Origin of the sequence: Mycobacterium sp. 852002-40037_SCH5390672 (assembly GCF_001665875.1) — a bacterium.
Classification (GTDB): Bacteria; Actinomycetota; Actinomycetes; order Mycobacteriales; family Mycobacteriaceae; genus Mycobacterium.
The window spans coordinates 183,000-201,695 of the sequence record NZ_LZTA01000038.1 but is presented as its reverse complement, the minus strand read 5'-3'; the positions used below and the strand labels follow the sequence as shown (position 1 = coordinate 201,695).

Annotated in this window: 14 protein-coding genes and 1 tRNA gene; 4 read left to right on the top strand and 11 right to left on the bottom strand. The window is 66.2% G+C overall.

The annotated features are described in order from the left end of the window. Positions 1-13: 13 nt before the first annotated feature. The 4 genes from A5782_RS06335 to A5782_RS06320 all read right to left on the bottom strand — a co-directional run bounded on the left by A5782_RS06335 (position 14) and on the right by A5782_RS06320 (position 7,069). Positions 14-2,368, bottom strand: a complete 2,355-nt coding sequence (locus A5782_RS06335) for a glycerol-3-phosphate 1-O-acyltransferase (RefSeq protein WP_067096631.1) — start codon at positions 2,366-2,368, stop codon at positions 14-16. Continuing rightward, positions 2,365-4,218 (bottom strand): HAD-IB family hydrolase/lysophospholipid acyltransferase family protein, encoded by a 1,854-nt coding sequence (locus A5782_RS06330; RefSeq protein ID WP_067096628.1) that lies wholly within the window; start codon positions 4,216-4,218, stop codon positions 2,365-2,367. The genes A5782_RS06335 and A5782_RS06330 overlap by 4 nt, the downstream gene beginning before the upstream one ends. Beyond that, positions 4,215-5,690, bottom strand: coding sequence for a wax ester/triacylglycerol synthase family O-acyltransferase (locus A5782_RS06325; RefSeq protein ID WP_067096625.1), 1,476 nt, complete (start codon positions 5,688-5,690; stop codon positions 4,215-4,217). Before A5782_RS06325 ends, A5782_RS06330 begins: the two co-directional genes overlap by 4 nt. 131 nt (positions 5,691-5,821) lie before the next feature. After that, entirely contained in the window at positions 5,822-7,069 is a 1,248-nt protein-coding gene (locus A5782_RS06320) for an alpha/beta hydrolase (protein ID WP_067096622.1), read from the bottom strand. Positions 7,070-7,255: 186 nt separating this feature from the next. On the opposite strand from A5782_RS06320, the gene A5782_RS06315 reads away from it, so the two are divergent. The 4 genes from A5782_RS06315 (at position 7,256) to A5782_RS06295 (ending at position 10,575) form a co-directional block, all read left to right on the top strand. After that, positions 7,256-7,329 (top strand) — tRNA-Arg (locus tag A5782_RS06315). A 110-nt stretch (positions 7,330-7,439) separates the two neighbouring features. Beyond that, on the top strand, positions 7,440-8,087 hold the full coding sequence (locus A5782_RS06310; protein ID WP_067096620.1) for a cutinase family protein: 648 nt from the start codon (positions 7,440-7,442) through the stop codon (positions 8,085-8,087). An 871-nt stretch (positions 8,088-8,958) separates the two neighbouring features. Beyond that, a complete protein-coding gene (locus A5782_RS06300; RefSeq protein ID WP_067096614.1) occupies positions 8,959-9,369 on the top strand; it encodes a hypothetical protein in 411 nt (136 codons plus the stop codon). Between the two features lie 435 nt (positions 9,370-9,804). Then, complete coding sequence (locus A5782_RS06295; RefSeq protein WP_067096611.1) at positions 9,805-10,575, top strand: enoyl-CoA hydratase; 771 nt, start codon at positions 9,805-9,807, stop codon at positions 10,573-10,575. Positions 10,576-10,630: 55 nt separating this feature from the next. Here the strand turns inward: A5782_RS06295 and A5782_RS06290 are convergent, their stop codons facing one another. The 7 genes from A5782_RS06290 to A5782_RS06260 all read right to left on the bottom strand — a co-directional run bounded on the left by A5782_RS06290 (position 10,631) and on the right by A5782_RS06260 (position 18,691). Further along, complete coding sequence (locus A5782_RS06290; protein ID WP_067096609.1) at positions 10,631-11,800, bottom strand: dihydrolipoamide acetyltransferase family protein; 1,170 nt, start codon at positions 11,798-11,800, stop codon at positions 10,631-10,633. Further along, positions 11,797-12,852, bottom strand: coding sequence for a 3-methyl-2-oxobutanoate dehydrogenase subunit beta (gene bkdB, locus A5782_RS06285; RefSeq protein WP_067096606.1), 1,056 nt, complete (start codon positions 12,850-12,852; stop codon positions 11,797-11,799). The genes A5782_RS06290 and bkdB overlap by 4 nt, the downstream gene beginning before the upstream one ends. An 8-nt stretch (positions 12,853-12,860) precedes the next feature. Beyond that, a complete protein-coding gene (gene pdhA, locus A5782_RS06280; RefSeq protein WP_197694136.1) occupies positions 12,861-13,934 on the bottom strand; it encodes a pyruvate dehydrogenase (acetyl-transferring) E1 component subunit alpha in 1,074 nt (357 codons plus the stop codon). Positions 13,935-14,194: 260 nt separating this feature from the next. Further along, positions 14,195-15,016: a CoA ester lyase gene (locus A5782_RS06275; RefSeq protein WP_067096603.1), complete on the bottom strand. Its 822-nt coding sequence runs from the start codon at positions 15,014-15,016 to the stop codon at positions 14,195-14,197. Continuing rightward, positions 15,013-15,531, bottom strand: coding sequence for a MaoC/PaaZ C-terminal domain-containing protein (locus A5782_RS06270; protein WP_156623821.1), 519 nt, complete (start codon positions 15,529-15,531; stop codon positions 15,013-15,015). Before A5782_RS06270 ends, A5782_RS06275 begins: the two co-directional genes overlap by 4 nt. Next, positions 15,513-16,679, bottom strand: a complete 1,167-nt coding sequence (locus A5782_RS06265; protein WP_067096599.1) for an acyl-CoA dehydrogenase family protein — start codon at positions 16,677-16,679, stop codon at positions 15,513-15,515. Before A5782_RS06265 ends, A5782_RS06270 begins: the two co-directional genes overlap by 19 nt. Then, positions 16,676-18,691, bottom strand: a complete 2,016-nt coding sequence (locus A5782_RS06260; protein WP_067096598.1) for an acetyl/propionyl/methylcrotonyl-CoA carboxylase subunit alpha — start codon at positions 18,689-18,691, stop codon at positions 16,676-16,678. Before A5782_RS06260 ends, A5782_RS06265 begins: the two co-directional genes overlap by 4 nt. Positions 18,692-18,696 lie beyond the last annotated feature (5 nt).

Below are 18,696 nucleotides of genomic sequence, written 5' to 3'. Positions count from 1 at the left end.
GCGGGCCCGCCGGCTACAGAGTCTGGCTGTCCAGACGGTCCTGACGCGCCTTGAACTCGCGGACCACGAACTGATCGCGCGCGATCCGTCCGACGCAGTTGAGGTCTTGCAGGATGTCGCGCAGCTCGTGCAGGAACGCACCTCGCCTTTCGGCCAGGTCCGGGGCTGGTGCGATCAGGTCCTGATCGTCGACAACCTGGCGCGCGGTGGCGAACAACAACGTCGACACCGATTCGCTGCTGCGGATTCGGGTCTGCGCGACATACTGCCGCCCAACGCCCAACGCCAAGTCCGTCAATTCCTTCTGGCCGATGTCGGCCGGCGCATCGCGCAGCACGTCGGCGACGATCTCATAGGCCTCGAAGAACACGCGCAACATCGCGTCCGCCATCAGCGGACGCTTGGCGAACAACAGCGCGTCGATCTCGTCGCCTCCGGCGGTGACGTGCGCTTCCCAATTGTTGTGCCACGCCATCTCTTCGGCGATGTTGTCCCGGAACGTCGCCGAGTCGGCGAAATAGAAGTCGAACTTCAGCAGGTCGCGCAGCCGCATCGCCTGGGTCCAGAAGGCCGCCATGCGGTCGCCGTCGGTGTGGCGGGCGTGTGCCAGCGCGAGCTCGACGATCGAAGTCTCCAGGAAGGCGTGGATCACCGAGTTGCGGTAGAAGGCCGCGGCGTGCTGTTCTTCGGGCGCGATGCGCCACACCGGTTCCCGGCCGCCGTCGACCCGGGTGATGGGGTGTCCGTTGGACAGCGCGTCGACCGCCGCGCGCACCCCGTCGTGTGTGCGCAGCCGCAACGCGCTGGTGGACATCGGATTGTGTTTGCGTTCAAGGTAATCCAGCGAATCCTGCAGGGTGTGGTGCAGCTGGCCGAGCGTCAATGCCGCGCCGCGTGTGGTCAGCAGCAAGGCGCACACCAGACCCGTCGCCGTCACCGGTGTCGCCTGCAGGATCCGCCAGGCGACTTCGAACGACATCTTCTGCAATGCAAGTCGTTTGGCGTCCGAATCCTGCGCCAGCGCGCCCTGCGGTGCCCCCAGGTACTGGCGCATCGACACGGCTTCGGGGAAACGGACGTAGATCTTGCCGTAGTTGCGTTCACCCTGCGCCCGGATGAAGTTGTACAACCAGCCGACGCCCTCGGGTGTCTTCTCACCGCCGCGGGCGTAGGCGGCGTATTCCGCGGTCTCGTGCAGCTGGTCGAAGCTGATCGAGACCGGTTGCAGCAGAATATCTTCGCTGCGGCCATCCAGGTAGGCGTCGGCAACGTAGGCCAGCAGGCCGAGCTTGGGTGGCAGCATCTTTCCGGTGCGCGAGCGGGTACCCTCGATGGACCAGCTCAGGTTGAACCGCTTTTCGACGATGTAGCCCACGTATTCGCGCAGCACATACTTGTAAAGCTGATCGTTGCCGGTGTTGCGGCGAATGAAGATGACACCGGAACGCCGTAACAGCGGCCCCATCGCACCGAAGGACAAGTTGATGCCGGCGAACACGTGCACCGGCGGTAACCGGTTCTCCTGCATGGCGACCGGTACCACCGCGCCATCGATGTAGGACCGGTGCGAGAACAACAGCACCGCCGGATGAGCCTCGAGGCCCACCCGCATCGCCGCGACCTGATACCCGTCGTAGTCGATTTCGGGATCGAACCCGCGGCTGATCATCCTTCCGAGAACCGAGACCAGGTCAACCGATGCCCGGCTCCACCCGGTCGCGAGTTCGTCGAGCATCTTTCCGGCTTCGTCGACGGTTGCGCCGGGAATTTTGGTCAGACCCGCGCGAAACCGGTTGGAGGCCAGGATCTCCGGCTTCAGCAGTCGTGGTGACTTGTACTGCGGTCCGAGGATTCGGTACTCGACGCGTTCCATCGCCAAGATGGCGCGGCGGATCACGAATTGGGCGAAGTCGTTCTTGTCTTCTCCGACGGTGGTGTCGCGCCACTGCCGGCGCAGCTCGGAGACGGTGGCAGCTTCACCGGCTACCACCCGGGCCCGTTGCGGCGCGGTTCGCACGATCTGAGCTTGCTGACGATGGTTGGGATGGTAGGGATCCCGGCCGGGGAGCAGCCCGGCCAGCTTGGCGACTCGGCCGCGATCGGGCGGCGGCAGCCAGAACACGCGCACCGGTACGATGCAGCGGTCTTTCCGGGATTCGAGCTGCTCGGCCAGAGCCCACATCACTTCCGGCGGCGCGTCGAGCGCCGGCAGTTCCACCATGTCGAAGTCCGCCCCCGGATGGCCGGCGCGCTGTTGATCCATCCACGCCGTCACCAGTTCCATCTCGACGGGCGAGGTCATCGACGCCAATACCAGCGAGTCTGTCCCGGCAAGGATCGCGCTGGTATCTGCGGCCGGTTCGGTCACGGATGCCCTCGGGGCGCCGATTCCGGTGGCTCGGCGTTGACGGGCGCCGCTGTGGTGGCGGGTCGTGGTGCCTCACCGTCTTTGAGGGCGGCCGCGGATTCGTGCGGATTTGCCTTGGGTGCCTTGGCTTTCGACGCGGCCTTCTTGGCCGGCGTCTTCTTCGCCGGCGCCTTCTTCGCCGGCGCCTTCTTGGCCGGCACCTTCTTGGCCGGCGTCTTCTTCGCGGGTGCGTTCTTCGCCGGCGTCTTCTTCGCTGGGGCGTTCTTCGCGGGTGCTTTCTTCGCCGCCGCCTTCTTGGCGGGTGCTGTGGCGCTGCGGTTCCGCGCCTTGTCCGCCGCCTTCTTCTCGGCGTACAGGTCGGGCAGTTCGTCGACGGGCCAGTTGACAAGCGTGTCCAGATAGAGCTGGCGCACCTCGGCGATGCGCTCCGGCAGGGTGTCAAGTGTCCAGTCCTGCACCGAGATCGGCGGAAAGACAGCGACGTCGACGGTGCCCGGGTTGATGACGGTCGAGTTCCGGGCGGCAACGAGCTCGGCGTTGCGGATCACGATCGGGACGATCGGGATGCCCGCGGCCATCGCGAGACGAAATGGCCCTTTCTTGAATGGACCGACCTCAGTGGTGTCGAGCCGGGTGCCTTCCGGCGCCATCACGATGGAAAGTCCGTTCTTGGCTCTCTCTTCGACCGTGCGCATCGTCTCCAGCGCTGAGGCCGAATCGTCTCGATCGATGAACACACCGTCCAACGCTTTGCCCAGCAGGGCCATGATCGGATTCTTTTGCAGTTCCTTCTTGGCCACGGCGACCCAGTTGTCGTTCACCAGCGCACCGGCGATGACCGGGTCAACCTGATTGCGGTGGTTGTAGATAAAGACGGCCGGACGTTGCGCGGTCAGATTCTCTTTCCCGACGACGTTGAGGTGTACTCCCGTGGTCGCCAGCACCGTTTGGGAAAAAATGGAGGTAAAGAAATTGGCGCCCCGCCGCCGGCTACCGGTCAACACGCCCATTGCCACTGCGCCGGCCCCGACGGGGACAATCGAGCCGAGTCCGGCGAGGGTGCGCACCTGCCGGCGCAAACCCACGGGACCACGACTGCTGAATCTCAGGATCGGCCAACCGCGGCGCTTGGCCACCGCGGCCATCTTGCCTTCGGGATTGGTCGGCCGCGGATTACCCACCAGGTACATCAGGGCGACGTCCTCGTCACCGTCGGCGTAGAAGTAGCTGTCCTTGAGATCGATGTCGTGCTCGGCGGCAAAGCGTTGTACCGCAGCGGCTTTGCCCGGGCCCCACAGGATCGGCTTCTCGACGCTACCCGTCAGCATGCCGTCCTCGGTGGTCTCGAACTTGTTGGTGAGCATGTTGGGAATGCCGAGGAAACGCGCGACCGGGTTGACCTGGATGGTCAGCGCCGACGAGCTGAGCACCACAGTGTGGCCGCGGGCCATGTGAGCACGCACCAGTTCACGCATCTCCGGGTAGATCCGTGACTCGATCCGCTGGACGAACAGCCGCTCGCCGATCTCTTCCAGGTCGTCGAGCAGTCGCCCGGTCAGCGCCGCGGCGGCCTTACCGATGAGGTCCTCGAACTCGATACGACCCAGGGTGTGGCTCAGGCCGGCCTGCACCATGCCGAGCAGTTCCCCCACGCCCATGTCGCGGCGCAGCAAACGCTCCTGAGTCAGGATGACCGCGGTGAACCCGGCGACCAATGTCCCGTCCAGGTCGAAAAACGCGCCGATCTTCGGCCCGGTGGGGCTGGCCATGATCTCGGCCACCGAACCGGGCAGGCGCATGTCCGCTCCGGGGGTTTCGCCGTTGTCGCCCTGTTGTTTCGAGGCGCTCATGAGCCCGCCACCGATCGAGACGACACGGCCGGCTCGGTGAACGAGGCGGGCACCGCCTGCGGTGGTGGGTCACCGGCCAGTGCCAGGATCTCGTCGAAACCTTCCAGCAGGCACTGAGCGAACAACGCCTCGTTTCGCACCGAGGCCCTGTCGTAGCGCACGGTGATGGTGCACCACCCGCCGCGCGAAATCAGCACCACCATCATCGCCACACCGGGCAGTGGGCCGATACCGTACTGCCGCAAGACTTTTGCGCCGGCAATGTAGGTGTCCCCGGGGAAGACCGGGACATTGCTGGCCTGCACGTCGGAACCGATCACCGAGCCGGTGATCCCTTCCAGCACCGCGGTCGGCAAGACGCTGAGCACCGGGGCAAAAGAACCGATGATGTTCATCGCGGGCTCGTCGCGGCGCTGCGTCATCTGCGCGCGAATCTTTTTCATCCGGGAAACGGGGTCGGCGGTGCCGATCGGCGCCGCCAGGTTGACGCCGGTGAAGCGGTTGCCGCCGGCCGTATCCGCTTCGGCCCGCAGGTTGACCGGCACCGCCATCGGCAGCGTGCTGATCGGCACTCCGAACGCCTCGTGGTAACGGCGCAAGGCGCCACACAGCCCGGCGAGGTAAGCGTCGTTGATCGACCCGCCACCGGCTTTCGCCGCTTTGTACAAGTCGGCCAGCGGAATATCGATCGCCTCGCTGCGCGTTGCCAGGCTGCGGCGACGCAGCAGCGGCGACGGCTCGGCGGCCCGGTTGAGCACCCGCATGCCCGACATGGCGTACCCGACGATGCCCGAAACGGTGGCCGTCGGTTCCAACACCGGCCGCCCGGCCGCCGATACCGCGCCGGACAGTGCGCTCACGACGCCGCCGACAACGGCGAAGGGCAGGTGGTTAATGCCCTGGCGCATCAGATCATTGGACGAAAGGTCCTGCGGGACGGGCAGCGGCAGCGTCGGCTTGGGCGGTGGATTGCGTTCGAGGTCATAGATCTCGGCGAACATCTGAACCCCGCCGACACCGTCGGTGACGGCGTGACTGACATGCAGCAGCGTCGCGGCCTTTCCATCGGCCAGACCCTCGACCAGGGTGGCGGTCCACAGCGGCCGCGAGATGTCCATCGGCGACTGCAGGATGAGCTCGGCGAGGTCGAATACTTCACGCAGAGTGCCGGGTTCGGACACCCGCGTGCGGCGCACGTGGAAATCCAGATTGAAATCGGGATCGACCACCCAGCGCGGCGCCGCCGTGGGCAAGGTCGGCACGACGACCTTTTGCCGCAGCCGCAGCACCCGCCGGGAGGCGCTTTCGAAACGGTTTCGGAACTGTTCCCAGTCCGGCGTGGTGTCCAGGAGCTCCAGCGCCATGATCCCCGACCGGGTGCGGGGATTTGCCTCTCCCCTGTGCAGTAGGTAGTCGACCGGCCCCAGCTCGTCGGACAACTTGATCGCCTCGACGGCCTCAGTCATGGTCATCAGCTCGACGTACCAACCTTGTCACCGTCGCTCAAGCCTCCTGCCTTGGACCCACCGACCCCCATGGTCTACCCAACGCTAGCTGGGTTACCGCGCTGGTGAAAGGAGCCGCGAGTACCGGGGGCGCGGGCTCAGCTGGCCGAAGTGGCCGACAGGGGCAGCGAATCCGGGAGGGAGCTGACGCGCCGCCCGTAGACGACGCCGAGGAAATCGGCGACCGCATCGGCGGCCAGCCGCGAGCGAACCGTTGGGGTGATGTCGAACGCGTGGTGGGCATTGGCGAGTTCGGCGTAGGCCACCGTGGCCGCGCCGGCCGCACGCAACGCCGCGCAGAAGCCACGAGCCTGGCCGCTGGGCACCAACTCGTCCTTCTCACCGTGTAGCACGAAGAAGGGCGGCGCGTCGCTGTGCGCATAAGAAACTGGAGACGCCGCCGCGAAGCGCTCGGGCTCGTCGGCGTAGCGGGCCTTCATCACAAACTGCTCGAGGAACGGCACCATCAGCGAGTGCATGTTCTCGAAGTCGGTGAAGTCGTAGACGCCGTAATAGGGCGCGACCGCTTGCACGCCTGTGTCGGCGTCCTCGAAGCCGGGTTGGAAGGCGGGGTCGTTCGGGGTGAGTGCCGCCAGGGAGGCCAGGTGCCCGCCCGCCGACCCGCCGGTGATCGCGACGAAGTCGGGATCACCCCCATAGTCGGCGATGTTCTCGCGCACCCACGCGATCGCCCTCTTGACGTCGATGAGGTGCGCGGGGAACGTCGCGCGTGGGCTCTTGCTGTAGTCGATCGAGACGCAGATCCAGCCCAGTTCGACCATCCGGCTCATCAGGGTGTAGGCCTGCGGACGCCTGCCATTCAACGCCCACGCCCCGCCCGGCACCTGGATCAGCACCGGTGCCCGGCAGCCGGGCGCCAGGTCATCGCGCCGCCAGATGTCGAGCAGGTTGTCGCGTGGGATGGGACCGTAAGAGATGTCGGAGGTCTGCGCCGCGTACCGGCGGTGCGGCCCGGGCCTGCTCAACCGTCTGCCGCGCGGGGCGCACAGGGCGCCCACGGCGGCGGGATGACATACCTGCTCGCGAAACTGGGGCCCGAAGGATTCCTCCAGCGCGGTGGTGAGCGTTTGATCCGCCCGCTGAGCGGCCAACGTCTTGCCGACTCGACCGACGGACGGATGCGAAACACGCGAGAGCGCGTGCCCGGTCACCACCTGTGGGGGAAACTCCGTGAAAAGCCACCCGGCGAAGCAGCCCAGCGCGAACGGCCCGCCGCGCAGCAACAGATTGCCGACCTGGTAGACGTCCCGCGCTTCGCCGGCCAGGCGTGCCGCCTGGGCGCCCGCCCACGAACGGGGCGACGTCAAACTACTGGCCACGCTCATTGCAACGTCACCCCTCGACGTTATGCACACGCCTCGTTGCGGTTAACGGCCGATTGCCAGCCGATGTTGTACGTGTGTCGAGGGTCCCAACGATAACCGATAAATGCGGCGCGGGAACGGTTTTCACGCGCGTGGCGGCGGGGAATCGGATCGGCGGGTGCCGTTGGATACACTGACCTGCACATTGCCTCCGTAGCTCAGGTGGATAGAGCAAGGGCCTTCTAATCCCTAGGTCGCACGTTCGAGTCGTGCCGGGGGCACCGCCCGACCTGATCAGTCGCCCGCGTAGCCCGAGTGCGGCCTTATTCGACAGATTGTCAACTAGCATTGGGGCGTGAACGCACGCCGATTAGCGCGTTTGCTGGCTGTCATGACGGTGACAACCTGGGCGACGCTGTTGTGCCCACCGGTCTCCGCGTCCGCCGCACCCTGCCCCGACGTCGAGGTGACGTTCGCCCGCGGCACCGCCGAGCCGCCCGGCGTCGGCGGGGTCGGACAGGCATTCATCGATTCGCTGCGCTCCCAAGTTGGGGGCCGATCCCTCGGGGTCTACGCGGTCAACTATCCCGCCGGCGACGATTTCGCCCCCTCCGCATCGGCCGGCGCCGGCGACGCGCACGCTCACGTTCAATCCATGGTCACGAGCTGCCCCAACACCAAACTGGTGCTCGGCGGATATTCCCAGGGCGCGATGGTGATCGATCTGATCACCATCGCCCAAGCACCGATCGCGGGCCTGATTCCTCAGACGCTTACGGCGGACGAGGCGGACCACGTTGCCGCGCTGGCCCTCTTCGGGAACCCATCGGATCGGTATCTAGGGGCGCCGGTAAGCGTGGTCAGCCCGTGGTATGGGGCGAAGGCCGTTGACCTGTGTGCACCCGGCGACCCGGTGTGCACTTCGGGCGGGCCCCTGGCGCTGCCGTCGCACGACGAGATGTTCTCGGCAGCCGACCTGTCCTATGAGAAGTCCGGGATGCCCGGTCAGGCCGCCGCTTTCGTGGCCGGCCATCTCTGAGGCCGGCGACTCGGTTCTTTCAACCCAAACCCGCTGCGCCACTTGATGTATCGAGGTGTTACAAGGCCGGCACATACTGCCACACGGCCTCACGGTTTCCTGTCGACGCCGGGTTGCACGACAAGGTGAGACCGGTTGCGTCATGCGTAGTCACATTCGGAACGGAACAATGCCGACCGGCCAACGGCTGATGGAGGCTGGCAACACCGACACCGAGGCCGATAAGCCCGGCCGTCGCGACGGAGACCAGCATCAGCCGCAGGTATCCAAGGCGTTGATCGCTCGTCCGCGCATACGCCCTGTACGCCGGAGTCCTGAACCGCGTAGCGCGGTAGCCCTTAGTCCGCATGAGGTGCTCCTAGCGTCGATGCCGGTGGGATGCTCTTTCGAGCTGACATGAGCTTGGGGACCGGGGCTTGGCGGATCCTCGACGGATCCTTGGTTGCGCGAGGCCCGCCAGGCTTGACCACCACGACCTTCGCGAATCCGATAGCGCATCTGCTGGCGGATTCGAAAATCGCATCACGATTACCAGACGGTGCCGCAGCGGCGAATTGACAATCGCGAAATCAGGGCGAGCATCCCGCCGGTGCCACCCGCAACCAGCTCGCCGAGGCGCCGGCCCGCGTTGCAGTAACGCAGCTCACGGCCATATTTGACGCTCGCCGTCAAAGGCCGCAAAGACCATACGCGGAACCGTCGGTAATGCGTTCGGGCCGTTTCCATACTTTTTGACGAACATGCAAAAGTCGAAGTCACTGCCAAAAGTTTGCGGTTTAATCGTTTTGGGAACAGCGTGTCAAAACGAGCAGAAGGCGCTTACGGGGAGATCATTACTTACAGCGTCTTCTCTTCGAGGGGTTGGCGATATATGGCGTGGAATGACTGGCAGCCGGTGGTGCGCGTCGGGGAGCCGAGGTTCATAGCTGGCGTTGGCAATCGAATCAAGGTTGAAGTCAAGACAAGGGGTTGGTTGAGTCGCGACTGGCGTTGTTACTTCGGATCGCAAGTATCCCAGCAACAACTTGATGCCCGGTACTCTTCCTATCCTTGCTGGGACGAAGTCCAGCGCATCGAGGGCTCGTGCGCAGAGCACGAGGCGGAGCATTACATCGAAATGATCGATGCCGCAATCCATTATGCGAACACCAAGTTGCGTAGCGACGCGCTGCCGAGGGCCATTCTGCAGGGCGCGTTCACGGAGCGAGGCGGGTGTGCGGTGCGTGAGCGCCAAGCCGAACTCGATGAGCTGGCGAAGAAGTTAGCGAAACCCGAGCTGTAGCGGATCCCGCAAATTCGAACGGCTCAACCGGGCCCGGGGCCCAGCGGTGAGCTGGGTTTCCCACCATCCGTTTTGCCAGGTGGACTCGAGGGTTTGGCCGGAGAGGCTAAATGCGGCAGATAACGTTTTGATAAATACAGCATTACTTGTAGATTCCGATATCCACAGCGCACCCCGCAAAGATTCTGCCGTTTGCACAACAGAGCCAAAGGCACTTGCCCCCACGGCCAATGGCGTCCGGCCAGCGGGGTCAGCCAATATGAAGGGTCGCGAGTGTTGGATGGCCTCCTTTTCCTGCGGGTTTCCGCTAATCACGCTCACACCGGCCGACCCCGCCCCGGGGGCGCGAAGTAGTCTTACCTCGCCCGTGACGCTGCCGCCGATGAACCGGCGTGCCCTGGCGGATCCAGAGCCTTATCCGAAGCGGAGGTGCCCATGGCCCAGTCCGAACTCATCCTGTTCACCGTCACCAACCGCGTCGCGATCATCACCGTCAACGATCCCGATCGGCGCAACGCGATCACCGCCGAATCGTCGGGTCTCCTGCGCGAGGCCGTCCAGCGAGCTGAAGCCGACCCCGAGGTCCATGCAGTGGTGGTCACCGGGGCCGGCAAGGCGTTCTGCGCGGGCGCCGATCTCAGTGCCCTGGGCGCCGCGGGCGGCGGAGCGGCCGAGACGGGCCTGCAGCAGCTTTACGACGGCTTCATGGCCGTCGGCAGTTGCCGGCTGCCCACCATTGCCGCGGTCAACGGCGCGGCCGTGGGCGCGGGTCTGAACCTGGCCCTGGCGGCCGACGTGCGCATCGCCGGACCCGCCGCCGTGTTCGATGCGCGATTCCAGAAACTGGGCCTCCACCCCGGCGGGGGTGCGACGTGGATGTTGCAGCGGGCGGTTGGCCCGCAGGTCGCCCGGGCGGCCCTGCTGTTCGGCATGCGCTTCGACGCCGACGCTGCCGTGCGGCACGGTTTGGCGCTGAGCGTCGCCGACGATCCGGTCGCTGCGGCGCTGGAGTTGGCCGCCGGTCCGGCGGCGGCCCCGCGGGAAGTGGTGCTGGCGACCAAGGCCACCATGCGTGCCACCGTCAGCCCAGGGGCCCTGGACAACGAGCAACACCAGCTCGCCATGCGCGCCGAGCTCGGACCGCAGTCCTATTCCATCCAATCACCGGAATTCGCACAGCGATTGGCCGCAGCGCAACGCAGGTAGGTATTTCCGTACGCATGCGGCGTCGTCGCAGCAAACTGGCCTTGCTTCCCGAGACTTACAAATCCAACAACGCGGTTTCCGGCGACTCGATCAAATCCTTCAGCTCGCAAACGAATTGGGCCGCTTGCGCACCGTCGGCGATGCGATGGTCGAACACACAGGTCAACGACATCGTCGGGCGCACCACGATATCTGCACCCCGGACGACGGGCCGCGGCTTGATCGCTCCGATGCCTAGGATGGCGGCTTCGGGATGGTTGATAATCGGCACACCGTCGTCCGCGCCCAGCGCCCCGAAGTTCGTCACGGTGAAGGTCGAGCCCCGTAGCTCGCCCGGCCCCAGGCCACCCCCGCGCGCACCGGCGATCAATTCAGCTGCCCTGCTTGCTAATTCGCGGGTCGTCTTCCTGTGGGCGTCGGCGATTACCGGGACGAGCAATCCGCGTTCGGTGGCCGTGGCGATGCCCAGGTGCACACGATGGTCGACGCGCACCTGTGGTCCTTGCGGCGAGTCGACCCACGTCGAGTTAAGGATCTCGTTGCGCCGCAATGCAATGACCAGCAATCGCAACATGAGCACGAAGGGCGTTATTGTCTCGTCCTGCGCACGCAACCGGTCGGAGAGCCGCAGCAGCTCGCTGCAGTCAACCTCGACACCGACCTTCGCCGCCGGAATCTCCTTGTGCGACAACGTCATCTTCTCCGCCATCCGGGATTGCACACCCAGGACCGGTCGGACATCGGCGCCGTCTCCGTTCCCGCGAGCCGCCGACAGCACATCCGCCCGGGTGATGATGGCGCCGGCGTCGTGGGGTACTGACCCCAGGTCAACCGACAGCTCTTTGGCCAGCTTGCGCACCGGAGGGGCGGCCAGCGGACGGGTGGTGCGCCGGCTGGTGTCGATGCCGGAGTCGGCGCCATAGCCGACCAGCGTGGGCACCGCCGTTTCGGCAGCCGGAAGTTCGCCGTTGAGCGGCGCCGTGTCGAACTGCAGCAGCACCGTCCCCACGTTGAGCACATCGCCTTCGGCGCCGTTCCTTTCGACGATCCGCCCGGCGTACGGGCTGGGGATCTCCACTTCGGCCTTGGCCGTCTCCACCGTGCACAGCACCTGGTTGAGCTCGACGTCGTCACCCAGCGCCACGTGCCACTGTGTCACCGTGACTTCTTCCAGTCCCTCGCCGAGGTCGGGTACCCGGAACGACTTGATTCGCTCGTCGCTCATGGCTGTTCCAACACGCGCTCGACGCAATCCAGTAGGCGGTCGGGGCCGGGCAACCACCACTTCTCCAACCGTGCCGGCGGGTAGGGGGTGTCAAACCCGCACGCGCGCAACACCGGAGCTTCCAGCTCGTAGAACAACTCCTCTTGAATTCGGGCGGCCAAACCGGCTCCATACCCCAGGCTGCGCGGCCCCTCGTGCATCACCACGCAGCGTCCGGTCCGGTGGATCGAGGCGGCGACGGTATCGAAGTCCAACGGCACCAGGGACCGCAGATCGATGACCTCCAGGCTCCAACCACGTTGCCGCTGCGCATCTTCGGCGGTACCGACCGCCGTGCTGACCAGGCTGCCGTAGGTCACGACGGTCACGTCGGTGCCCGGCCGGCGAACCATCGCCCGCCCGATCGGTGGTTCCGGTCGGGTGACGTCGACCAGCCCGCGACCCTGGTAGCGGCGCTTGGGCTCCAGGTACATGACCGGGTCCGGGCAGGTGATCGCGTGACGCAGCAGCCAATACGCGTCAGCGGGGCTGGACGGCACCACCACCTTCAGGCCGGCGGTGTGCGCCCAGTAAGACTCGGTGGAATCCGAGTGATGTTCGGCCGCACCGATTCCCCCGAAGGAGGGAATGCGCACGGTCACCGGCATGTTGATTTGACCGCGGGTGCGAGTGCGGTACTTCGCCAGGTGGCTGACCACCTGATCGAAAGCCGGGTACGAAAACCCGTCGAACTGAATTTCAGGTACCGGCACGAAGCCGCGCAGCGCCAGCCCCACCGCGATCCCGATGATGGCGGACTCCGCGAGTGGCGTGTCGAAGCAGCGGTTCTCGCCGAACGCCGCCGCCAGTCCCTCGGTTACCCGAAACACCCCTCCTTCGACCGACACGTCCTCACCGAACACGAGCACCCGATCGTCGGCGGCCATCGCGTCGTGCAGGGCGCGGTTGAGCGCCTGCACCATGGTCAACGACTGCGCGCCAAGTGCGACGTTTTCTACCGCCGCGGTGAGCGTTTCGTCGTGTCCGGCCGGCCGATCAGCGAGCTGAGTCATGGCGCCCCTCAATCACTTCGGTCGAGTTCGGCCCGCAGCTGTTGTCGCTGCGCCTGTAATCCGGGTGTGATTTCGGCGTACACCGAGGTGAACACCTCGTCGATGTCGAAATCGGGAGCGTCAAACACGGCGTCTCGCAATTCGGTCCGCATCCGCTTCGCGCGGCCGGCGACGCGTTCCTCCAACCGTTGCGACCACAGACCCTGGCCTTGCAGATAGCCGCGGTACCGCGCGATGGGGTCCAGCGCCGCCCAGTGGTCGACTTCCTCTTGCGTCCGGTATCGACTCGGATCATCGGATGTGGTGTGCGGGGCCAAGCGGTAGGTGACCGCCTCGATCAACGTCGGGCCGCCGCCGGCGCGGGCCCGGGCGGCGGCCTCGGCCGTCACCGCATAACAGGCCAGGACGTCATTGCCGTCCACCCGGATACCGGGCATTCCGTAGCCAATCGCTTTGTGCGCCAGCGACGGTGCGGCCGTCTGCTTGGATATCGGCATCGAGATGGCCCACTGGTTGTTCTGCACGAAGAACACGCAGGGCGTGGCGAACACGGCCGCGAAGTTCAGCGCCTCGTGCACGTCTCCCACGCTGGTGGCACCGTCGCCGAGGAAGGCCACCGTCACCGAATCCTCGCCAAGGCGTTGGGCAGCCATCGCGGCGCCCACGGCGTGCAGGGTTTGGGTGCCGATCGGAATCGACAGCGGGGCGCAGCATTTCTTGGTGAAGTCCAGGCCGCCATGCCAGGTTCCGCGCCACGCGGCCCCCACATGTCCGGGCGGGATGCCGCGCACCAAAAACGCGCCGAGTTCCCGATATTGGGGGAACAACCAGTCCGTCTTGCGCAGGCACGCCACGGCACCCACCTGAGCGGCTTCCTGACCGCGGCAGGACGCGAACAACCCCAGCTCGCCCTGGCGTTTGAGGTTGACGAATTCGCCGTCCAGCTCGCGGGTGACCACCATCATCTCGTAGAGCCAGCTCAGCGTCTCGGTGGGAAGCTCACGGCTGTAGCGGTGTTCGGACGTCGGTGAGCCATCGGGCGCGACGAGTTGCACCGGTTCGAGATCGACAGTCATCGGCATCGAAGACAATTGCGCCACACCGCCTCCCTCGCCGGGTGCCGCGTGGCCCTGTGCTCCACGCGGGTCCCGGCACACGGTCAGCCGGGACCTACCGCGAGCGGAAGTCGATCGCCAGCTCCACGAAAGGCTTCGCTCGCCGCGACACTGACGTACTCACCATTATGCGCTCAAACGAGAAGAGACCGCGTTGATTGCCACGACGGCGCAACGTGTCGCGCTTCGGCGCGCGCGGGCCCGGTACGGACGGTTGGGGGGAGCCGTCAGTCGGGGACGGTCTCACCCGCCCTGCGCAACGTCATGTGCGCGTGCTTGAGCACCGGCGAGTCGACCATCTGTCCCTCGAACGCGAAGACTCCGCGCTCGGAGCGCGCCGCCGTCAGCACGCGGCGTGCCCAGTCCAATCTCTCCTCGCTGGGGCGATACGCCTCGCGCACCACCGGGATCTGGCTCGGGTGGATACACACCGTTGCGGCGAAGCCCAACGCGACGGCGTCTTCGGCCTCGGCCCGTAGGCCGTCGAGATCCCGGATGTCCAGATGCACCGCGTCCAGCGCAACCCGGCCGAAGGTGGACGCCGTGAGCAGGGCCGTCGACCGCACATGATGGGCGACGTCCCGGTAGGTGCCGTCGGCGTTGCGGCTGGAGCTACCGCCGAGCGCGGCGACCAGATCCTCGGCGCCCCACATCAGCGCCACGGTGCCCTGTGTCGCCGCGATTTCGGTGGCGAACACCGCGCCGCGCGGCGTCTCCAGCAGCGCGATCACCTCTCGTGGCGCCAGCGCGGTCACCTGCGCGGCCGATTCCGTCTTGGACAGCATCACCGTGGTGTACGCGGTGGCGGCCAGGGATTCGAGATCGAGAGGGTATTCGGCGGTGTCCGCCGCGTTGATCCGCACCACGGTGCGTTCGGGATCCAGCGGCGTCTCCTGCAACGCCTTGCGCGCGGCGGGTTTATCCGCTTCGGCCACGCCGTCCTCGAGGTCGAGGATCACCACATCGGCGGCCGCGGCGGCCTTGGCGAAACGCTCGGGACGGTCGGCCGGACAGAACAGCCATCCGGGACCGGCGGCCTGCAGGTTCACTTGGTCTCCTGGTCGCTTGGGCGCTTTTGGACAAGCGTGGTGCGCACGGCGCGCGCAACGACGTCGCCGTGTTGATTGCGTCCCGTGTGCTCGAGGGTGACGATGCCCTCGCCGGGCCGGCTCTTCGATTCGCGCTTGGCCGTGCACACGGTTTCCGCGTACAGGGTGTCGCCGTGGAAAACTGGCTTGGGGAAGGACACCTCGGAGAAACCGAGGTTGGCCACGATGGTGCCGAGCGTCAATTGCGACACCGAAAGGCCCACCAGGGTGGAGAGGGTGAACATGGAGTTCACCAGCCGCTCGCCCCGGAAGCCGGGCTGGTCGGCGGCCCAGGCCGCGTCAAGGTGCAGTGACTGGGTGTTCATGGTGAGCGTGGTGAACAAGACGTTGTCGGCCTCGGTGACCGTGCGGCCGGGCCGATGCAGGTAGGTGGTGCCGATCTCGAACTCTTCAAACCACAAGCCTCGCTGGACAACCGACTTGCCGCCTTGGTCGCTCACGACAGCCCCAGCGATCGCGCAATGAGCATGAGTTGTACCTCCGTGGTGCCCTCACCGATTTCGAGGATCTTGCTGTCGCGGTAGTGACGCGCGACCGGATACTCGTTCATGAAGCCGTATCCGCCGTGGATCTGCGTGGCGTCGCGGGCGTTGTCCATCGCGGCTTCCGATGCGATCATCTTCGCGATTGCCGCCTCCTTCTTGAAGGGCTTGCCCGCCAACATCTTTGCAGCCGCATCGTAGTAGGCCGTGCGGGCCACATGGGCACGCGCCTCCATGCGCGCGACCTTGAAACTGATCGCCTGGTAGGCGCCGATCGGTTGGCCGAAAGCCTGACGTTCCTTGGCGTACTTGACGCTTTCGTCGACGCAGCCCTGCGCCGCCCCGGTGGCCAGCGCGGCGATCGCGATGCGGCCCTCGTCCAGGATCGACAAGAAGCCCGCGTAACCGGTGCCCCGGACACCCAACAGGTTCTCCTCCGGGACACGGGCATCGTCGAAGCTCAACGGGTGGGTGTCCGAGGCGTTCCAGCCGACCTTGCTGTACACCGGTTCGACCGTGAATCCGGGTGTGCCGCTGGGCACGATGATCGACGAGATCTCTTTTTTGCCGTTCGCGTTGGTTCCGGTGACGGCGGTGACGGTGACCAGTGAGGTGATATCGGTCCCGGAGTTGGTGATGAACTGCTTGCTGCCGTTGATCACCCATTCGCCGTTGTCGAGCCGGGCGGTGGTGCGGGTGCCTCCGGCGTCCGAGCCCGCCCCGGGTTCGGTGAGCCCGAAGCCGGCCAGCGCCCGGCCGGCCGTCAAGTCCGGCAGCCACTTCTGCTTCTGCTCTTCGGTACCGAACCGGTAGATGGGCATCGCGCCGAGGCTGGCGCCGGCCTCCAGGGTGATCGCCACCGACTGGTCCACTTTGCCGAGTTCCTCGAGCGCAAGCGACAGCGCGAAGTAGTCGCCGCCCATGCCGCCGTACTCCTCGGGGAACGGCAACCCGAACAGGCCCATCTCCCCCATCTTGGCGACGACTTCGTACGGGAAGCTGTGCTCCTCATCGTGTTTAGCCGACACCGGAGCGACCACGGTGCGCGCGAACTCGGCGACCGTGTCGCGAAGATCCTGATATTCCTTGGGTAACGTCCCCGCGGTAATGGATGTGGTCATGACGCGTCCTTACTCGAATCGGCTGCCGCGCTGGACTCTTCGGGCACCAGCCGGGCCAGCACCTGGTCCACCGTCACCTGGTCACCGACGGAAACCAGCACCTCCACTTGTCCGGAAACCGTTGCGGCAAGCGAATGTTCCATCTTCATCGCCTCGACGACGACCACCACGTCGCCTTCGGAAACGTCGGTGCCCGAGGATGCCTGAACCGCGATCACGCTGCCGGGCATCGGACTCACGATCTCGGCCCGCTGCGCGCCCGCGGCGCGGTGGATCTTGTTCTCCTCGGCCTCACGCAGATGCCAGGTTCCCCGCTCGTCGGCGATCCACAGGTGCCGGTCGGCTTCCGCCCAGCGGTATTCCCGGCGCACACCGTCTATTGTCACGCTCATCCGCGTCGGCTCGACATGAACTGCGGCGGAATGGGTTTCACCCCTGCCGACCTGTACCGTGGCGGCCTCGGGTGGCCCCCACACCGACACCGTCTCGCTGCGCAGCGGGGTGCGCATGTCGGTGCGAACCGGCGCCGGGCCGCCGCCGACCCGCCACCCGGTCGGCGCCGCCCAGGGGTTGCCCGCGAAGCGGCGAGCCGCCAATGCCAGGGCCGATTGCCGGTAGAGGCCGGCCACTGCGAGCACGTCGTCGGGAGCGGGCAGCGGAGTGAAGTCCGCCAGCCGCTCGTCGAGCAGCGCGGTGTCCAGATCGCCGGCCCGCACCCGCTCGTCGGCGAGCAGGAACCGGAGGAATTCGATATTGGTCTGGACGCCAAGGATTGCGGTTCGGGTCAATGCCCGGTCGAGTTTCGCCAGCGCCTCGTCGCGATCGGTGCCGTAGCCGATCACCTTGCTCAGCATCGGGTCGTAATCACTGCCGACCAGCGTGCCCGCCAGCAGCGACGAGTCGACCCGCACACCGTCACCGGACGGCTCGCAGACCTGCAGCACCCGTCCGCCGGTGGGCAGGAATCCGCGTGCCGGATCTTCGGCGTACACCCGGGCTTCAATGGCGTGCCCGCGTAATTCGATGTCATCCTGGGCGAACAGCAGCTTCTCGCCGGCGGCTACCCGCAGCTGCCACTCCACCAGGTCCAACCCCGTGACCGCCTCGGTGACCGGATGCTCAACCTGCAGGCGGGTGTTCATCTCCATGAAGAAGAACTCGTCGGGCCGGGCCGCGGAGACGATGAATTCGACCGTTCCCGCGCCGACGTAATCGACGCTGCGTGCGGTATTGCAGGCCGCCGTCCCGATGCGCGCCCGCGTCACGTCATCAAGCAACGGCGAAGGCGCCTCCTCGATGACCTTCTGATGGCGGCGTTGCAGGCTGCACTCGCGCTCGCCGAGGTGCACGATGTTGCCGTGCGTGTCCGCGAGCACTTGCACCTCGATGTGCCTTGGCCGCAACACGAAGCGTTCCAGGAAGAGCGTGTCGTCGCCGAACGACGAGGCGGCCTCGCGGCGCGCCCCCACCAGCGCCTCGCGCAGCCTGGCCGGTTCTTCCACCAGGCGCATGCCCTTGCCGCCGCCACCCGCCGACGGCTTGATCAACACCGGGTAGCCGACCTCGTCTGCGGCTGCGACCAGTTCGTCGTCGCTCAGCCCGGGTTTGGCGACACCGGGCACCACCGGGACGTCGAAGGCGGCGACCGCGTTCTTGGCGGTGATCTTGTCGCCCATCACCTGGATCGCCCGGACCGGTGGCCCCAGGAACACCACCCCGGCCCGCTCGCAGGCGGCGGCGAAATCGGCGTTCTCGGACAGGAATCCGTATCCCGGGTGGATCGCCTGGGCTCCGGTGCGCGTTGCCGCTGACACGACCTTGTCGATGTTCAGATAGCTGTCGCGTGCCGCGGCGGGGCCCAGCCGCACCGCTTCGTCGGCCTCGAGCACATGCCGCGCGCCATCGTCGGGATCGCTGTAGACGGCGACCGAACGGATGCCCAGTCGGCGCAGGGTCCGGATCACCCGTACCGCGATCTCGCCGCGGTTGGCCACCAATACGGTCTCGAACACTGCAC